Source organism: Blautia wexlerae (genome assembly GCF_013300825.1).
Classification (GTDB): Bacteria; Bacillota; Clostridia; order Lachnospirales; family Lachnospiraceae; genus Blautia_A; species Blautia_A wexlerae_B.
On the sequence record NZ_JAAIMY010000014.1, the window covers coordinates 82,867 to 89,229 of the forward strand.

Consider the following 6,363-nt stretch of genomic DNA (forward strand, 5'->3'; position numbering starts at 1 on the left):
CATCCAGGAGGATGTACCGTTTCCAATATAAAACCAAATATCTTTTTTCTTAAATTTACCGTTGATTATTATATGGATTCCGGATACAAAAGTCAAGATTTTTTTATAAATAGGGTGTCCCGGGGATCTCCGGATAGCTGCCCATTGCGATCAGAAGCTCCAGACCAATCTGTCTGGCATTCAGTACTGCTGTTTTTGCAGCGCTGGCATCTCCGGAAACAGCCAGTATCACCTCATTGGAATGACTGGTTCCTCTGTCAGGTGTCATATATCTTGCAATAGAAAGGGACGCCGACTTCATCGCAGTATCTGCCATTACCAGCCCGATTGCAGCCGGAGAACCAGCCATAAAACCAAAGGCTTCTCCCATAGGTACTCCGAAAGCCTTATTCAGAGCCTGTCCTGCACTGGCGGAATAAGCAAACTCCAGATGACCGCTCTCACTGATATAGACCTCTCCTGCATATTTATTAGTAAGCTCCAGCGCCATAGATATAGCATGACGCACATCGGAAACATCAGAACCTCCAAGAACAATATAGTTACCATGGCCGCCCCAGCCCTTTGTATCCCTTGGTAATTCTATGGAAAGAACCTCCGTGTTGGTTGCTTTTACCGCATCATCTATAGCAGTCAGCTGCCCTGCTGCCCCTGTACGGGAACTGAACAATCCCAGGCAATGATACTTCGTTCCTACATTCATCTCTTTAAGCAAAGTATCATCAATTCCGGAGATCACCAGTCCGATGGTATCCAGAACTGCTGTGCCTACAAATTCACTGCGCGTACAATGTGTACTGATCTCATGTACATCTATCATATAAAATTACCTCTCTGACTATCATATTTTCCAGATAATAAAAGCCTTTTTCATTTATATTTAGCTTACCATGTTCACATCTGATGTGCAATGAATTTTCTTAGCAGATTATTTTGCAATATGCACTGCACCAACTGCGCGGATATTCATCGGATATACATTTTCTTTTCCGGCAAATTCAGAAATATAGGAAACATAGTTCTCTGTTTCTTCTTCCGGCACTACGCACATGATAACACCGGCAAATCCGCCTCCATGGATACGGCAGATACCTTTGCCCAGTTTCTCAAGGAAGAGATCTGTAAGAGCAAGCGCAACAGAAATCTTCTGCTCTGTATATGCTTTGATCGGATAGCAGTTCTGAAGTAATTCCCAGGAAGATTTTCCTGATTCACTGAGGAGCTTCAGTACAGTCGCACCATCTTTCTCTTCAACTGCTTTTGCAGCTCTCTCTACACGTTCGTTCTCTTTGAAGAAATGAATCGCTCTTAAGATTGCTCTGTCATTATCGATCTTATCCATGTTTGCAAGCACTTTCTCAAGAGTTGTCTCACAGAGAAGCTCTGCTCCTGCTGCCTTGGCTGCTTCTTTCATTTCCATAGGGATCTCAGAGTATTCTTCACTTAAATCAGCATGACCTTTTCCTGTATTAACGATTACAAGATGATGATCATAATCATGGAAAGAGAAGTTTACTTTCTCATATTTAGGATTCTCTCTGTCTGAGAAGTCCAGAAGGATCGGACCGCCAACTGCACATGCAAGCTGATCCATTAATCCGGAAGCCTTCAGCCAGTAAACATTCTCAGCATACTGTCCTGCTTTTGCATAGTTGATGTATGTCATTGCACCATCATTAAAGAAATAATTGATGATGGAACATACCAGCATTTCGAAAGATGCAGAAGAGCTTACACCTGCTGCGCGGATTACATTTGTGGTCACATACGCATCAAAACCAGCTACTTTAAAACCGAATTTCTGAATAGCTTCCACCATACCTGCTACCAGAGATACAGTTCCCTGAGCCTTCGGTACGCTGGCAAGATCATTGATGTCTACGACAACTTCCTTATCATATCCTTCACTTGTGATACGGATAACACTGCTGTTGTTCGGGTAAGCTGCACCGATGGTATCCATGTCAATACTGCCTGCGATTACGCGACCGCCATTATGATCTGTATGGTTTCCGATGATCTCTGTTCTTCCCGGTGCTGTAAAAAATTCTGCTATATCATGATGGTAAATTTCTGCGAAATGATCAGCTACAGCCTGAAAACGTGCTGCTGATTTCTCTGCTTCGCCGTAAATACGTGTCAATTCATTTTTATTTGGAATATTCATTGTAAAAATCCTCCGTTCATTTTTCCGGTCTGACCGCTGATACATAGTTTTATGAGTACTATGTACTGACAATTTTCACGGTTTACAGTGGCAGTGCAGGTGTGAAAACCAGCGGCAGACGGGAATATGTGTATGAAAGTTTGGGAGCAGCCTTATCAGCTACACTCTTGAATTAAAGTATACCCTGCTGTGTCATAAAATTCCTTGATAATCTAAGGGGAAAATAGTAAAATCTTGCGTTTATATCTATATAAGTGTACAATATATTATATAAGTCATCAACAGCAATTTCGCATAACGGTCTTTCTCTGATGCAGCGGGTTGTCTGCAATATTTTCCGGAATTGCTATAAGATAGGATAATTAAAAATCATCATATATTCTCAATGGAGGACGTATATATAATGGCAGAGATCATAACCGACGGCTCACAGAAAGAACTGAAGAAACATGGCAGTGATGAATTTCCTTTGCTGGTAAGCTACGAGAAACTTTCCGGCTACAAATCCGGCTCCTTTCTCTGGCACTGGCATCCTGAGATAGAAATCACCCTTGTCCTGGATGGACAGATTCTCTATAAAGTAAACCAGTGTACCTACCACATGAAAGCAGGAGATATCCTTCTGGGAAATGCCAATGTACTCCACGCAGGCTTCATGGAAGATATGAAAGACGGCAAATATGTCTCCATCACTTTTCTGCCAAAGATTATCTATGGTTCCTACGGAAGTATCCTGCGCAGGAAATATGTGGAGCCATTTTTACACAATTTCTCCCTTCCTGCAGTCTACATTGACTATTCGCAGCCCTGGCATGAAATTTTTTCCGAATATGTGAGAGAAATCATAACTCTGTATGAAGAGAAAAAGGAATTTTATGAGCTGGATATCACCGGAACTCTGCAAAAGCTGTGGCGCTGTATGCTGCAGAATCTTCCGGAGAACCTCCCCTATACGGAACACAGCAAACTGGAACGCAACCGTATGCGTGAGATCATGGATTATCTGGAACACAATTACATGAATAAAATCCAGATGAAAGATATCGCAGAGGAAATCCACCTCTGCGAGAGCGAATGCAGCCGGTTATTCAAGAGATACATGAACGTATCCCTGTTTACATTTCTGCAGGAATACCGGGTGGAACGGAGCCTTGAATTTCTCCTCAGCTCCGACGACAGCATCATGGAAGTCGCCCAGAAATCCGGCTTCACAGACTCCAACTATTATGCCAAGGTATTCTCCAGAGTGAAGGGCTGCAGCCCGCAGAAATACAGGAAGCAGAATATAAGGAAAGATATGTGAAGCTATACTTTATGCTTCTTCCACGATTTTCAAATTCCATGGCAGAACAGCAATGCTTTCTCCATCCTGCACAGATTCCTCTGAAAACAGTTCTGTTCCGTTTGCACCATGATATACAACATTCTGTTCTTCTGCAGAATAGTTCAGGATATATCTGACACATTTATCCAGATCATTGATTCCTTTTCTTACAATTACCGGCCAGCTGTATTCCGGGATTTCAACTTCTGCGATGTTAAGTGCTTCTGCGAGCACTGCTTTTAAGGTGTTGTCATCTGTCATACATCCAATGTAAATGGCAGTTCCTTTTCCATAATGGTTCTTTGTGATTGCTGCGTATTCCTTCCAATTATAATGGTCATAGAATGCAAGTACTTCTGCTTCCTGAGGCATTAATAACTCCATAAATACTTTGGCTGATGCTACAGATACATCTGCAGTTTCTTTTGTCACATTTTTTCCATCTATCTCAGATATACTGTTTTCTCCAATGATACTTCCAGTCAGTCCAACGTTCTTCGGGAAAGTAAACTGCTGATAGCTGATACCGAAACAGTTACTCAGAATATGGGGCTGCATTTCATGGCTTACTTTAACATTCTCATTCGCAAATGCGGTCTTAAATGTTGCCACCAGTGTACCGCCATTTGCTGTGTACTGTTTCAGTTTTTCCAGCAGTTCATCCGGTGCAGCATAGAGTGCCGGGACAAAGATCGCTTTATACTGATCCAGATTGTCTGATTCCGGCCATACAAAATCACACTCAATATTCATCTTAAACAGCGCATCATAAAGCCAGCGGACAACATCATTATATCCAATACCGTTATCTCCTGCTGCAGTTGCTTCGATTCCAAACCATTTAAGAGCTGTTAATGCTTCATTGCTTACAAGAATGGCAACATCGTTTTTCTTCTTCAGATTTACCAGATGGCTTCCAAGCCTGGAGAATTCGTTTCCGATGATGCAGGCTTCACGATATGGTGCATTCTCCTGCATGTCATGGCTGAGAAGTCCCTTCCAGTACGTCTCAAATGAATTATGGATAGAATGCCAGTGCCAGTACATCACACTGTTTGCACCGCTTGCCAGATGACTGTATGCCTGAAGTCTGAGCTGTCCTTTATAAGGAGTCCATCCCGGATAACCCTGTGCTTCTGTTTCCAGAACAAGGTAGTTATCTCTCTTTAAAGAACGTGTCATATCACCGCCAAATGCAATCTCCGCCCCTGTCAGATCATCCTGTGTTGGATGATAAATATCTGTGCCTGCAATCGTCAGTGCCTTCGCTGCATGATAATGGTTTACATCAGGCTGTACTCCATAGGAATATCCCCGCCATTCAAAGTCAAAATTATGAGTGATAAACTGATCTTCTCTGCGGTATTCATTTACGATATCTGCCTGCCAGCTTAAGAATTCATCTACCAGTGTCCTCTGGAACTTCTCGAACTCTGCACCAAGGCTTCCATTAATAGTTCCTCTTACGTCCGGGAAATCCTCCCATGCATTGATACGGTTGCTCCAGTAATCCAGGCCAAATTCATGATTCATGGCATCCAGATCATTATTGAATTTCTTACGGAGATATTTCACAAATTTCTCCTGAACATTTTTACCTGCTGTTCCGTAATACTTAGTCTCATTATCTACCTGGAAACCAATGACACATTTTCTGTGTGCAGTGCATTCCATTAATTTGCGGATCACACGCTCCGCATAGAAACGATAGACCGGATGAGTGATATCCATGATCTGACGGGCTCCGTAGATTCCTCTGCCCTTTACAGTTTCTGCCATAACATCCGGATGGGATTTCACCATCCATGTCGGGATCGCATACGTAGGAGTTCCGATGATCACATTGATCCCGGCTTCCTCCATTGCGTCCATAACACGTTCCACATGTGAGAAATCAAAAACACCTTCCTGGGGTTCGCAGGTGCTCCATGTGGATTCTGCAATCCTTACTGTATTGATCCCTGCCTTTTTCATCATTGCCACGTCCTGCTGCAGGCGGTCATATGGCATATATTCATCGTAATATGCTGCTCCGTAGAGAAGTTTCTTCATTAATAATATCCTCCTGACTGTAATGTTCCTTTTAATTGTTTTCTTATATTAACTGAAATCTGCAGGATATGATATCACATATCTCGGGTAAATATTATTTCTCTCAGATAAATATTACTTATTTGTTTTACATCCTTTCCACTCATGAATTACTCGGTAACTGAGTTACCAGAGCATCTGAATTAAGGCGGGATACCGCCTTTTTTCAGGGTGCATCCATGGCACCACTACTGTTTGCTCTTTAGAGCTATACAGCTACTTTTATTATTTCCGGTGTTTTCAGTTCGGTTACGGACAGTTCTTTTTTTACTCCTGATACGGAGTGATATTTTCTCAGGATATTATATGCGCCTACCGCATCTGCATTATAGACTCTGTTTCCATCCCTATATGATCCTCTCTCTTTCCGGTTGGACGGTTCCGCATATCTTTTCCCTACTTTCGGTGACAGAGGACTGCACTGGCTAGTATAACTTTCTTCCTGTTTTACAAAACGGATCCCATATCTTTTCAGCTTATATTCCAGCATGATGTAGATCCTGTTATACGGCAGGCTGTGAAGCTTCTGGTTTGTCCTGTGTCCCAGGTCTTTTTCTCTCCGAATGTTCCGGATATCCCCTGTAACGACACAGGTGATCTCCTGTTCCCGGCAGTATTCTGCAAGATATCTTGTGATCTTGTGCAGATAGTCCGTTACTGAGTCTTGTTTTCTCTTATATAACTTCCTGATATGTTTTGATGTGACCGGGTGCTTTACTCCCTTTCCGGACTGCTGTCCATACCAATGGGCCTGCACCCTTGCGATCTCTTTATGGAAATA

The 6,363-nt window shown here is 42.6% G+C and carries 5 protein-coding genes; 1 reads left to right on the forward strand and 4 read right to left on the reverse strand.

The window, feature by feature from the left end:
* Positions 1-103 precede the first annotated feature (103 nt).
* Together pduB and G4417_RS09065 are read right to left on the reverse strand one after the other, a co-directional pair.
* Positions 104-820 (reverse strand): microcompartment protein PduB, encoded by a 717-nt coding sequence (pduB, locus tag G4417_RS09060; protein ID WP_019163140.1) that lies wholly within the window; start codon positions 818-820, stop codon positions 104-106.
* A 108-nt stretch (positions 821-928) separates the two neighbouring features.
* Positions 929-2,167, reverse strand: coding sequence for a galactokinase (locus G4417_RS09065; protein WP_173683684.1), 1,239 nt, complete (start codon positions 2,165-2,167; stop codon positions 929-931).
* Between the two features lie 403 nt (positions 2,168-2,570).
* Between G4417_RS09065 and G4417_RS09070 the strand changes: the two genes are divergently transcribed.
* Positions 2,571-3,470: an AraC family transcriptional regulator gene (locus tag G4417_RS09070; protein ID WP_022380973.1), complete on the forward strand. Its 900-nt coding sequence runs from the start codon at positions 2,571-2,573 to the stop codon at positions 3,468-3,470.
* Between the two features lie 9 nt (positions 3,471-3,479).
* On the opposite strand, the gene G4417_RS09075 is transcribed toward G4417_RS09070, so the two are convergent.
* Together G4417_RS09075 and G4417_RS09080 are read right to left on the reverse strand one after the other, a co-directional pair.
* Positions 3,480-5,543 (reverse strand): beta-galactosidase, encoded by a 2,064-nt coding sequence (locus tag G4417_RS09075; protein ID WP_173683685.1) that lies wholly within the window; start codon positions 5,541-5,543, stop codon positions 3,480-3,482.
* Between the two features lie 247 nt (positions 5,544-5,790).
* Positions 5,791-6,363 (reverse strand): IS200/IS605 family accessory protein TnpB-related protein (locus G4417_RS09080; RefSeq protein ID WP_173717681.1); only part of this gene is annotated, 573 nt, incomplete at its 5' end.

Bases quoted from the DNA above. Each gene is read 5' to 3' on its own strand.
- pduB (WP_019163140.1), bottom strand. From the start codon at position 820: ATGATAGATGTACATGAGATCAGTACACATTGTACGCGCAGTGAATTT.
- G4417_RS09065 (WP_173683684.1), bottom strand. From the start codon at position 2,167: ATGAATATTCCAAATAAAAATGAATTGACACGTATTTACGGCGAAGCA.
- G4417_RS09070 (WP_022380973.1), top strand. From the start codon at position 2,571: ATGGCAGAGATCATAACCGACGGCTCACAGAAAGAACTGAAGAAACAT.
- G4417_RS09075 (WP_173683685.1), bottom strand. From the start codon at position 5,543: ATGAAGAAACTTCTCTACGGAGCAGCATATTACGATGAATATATGCCA.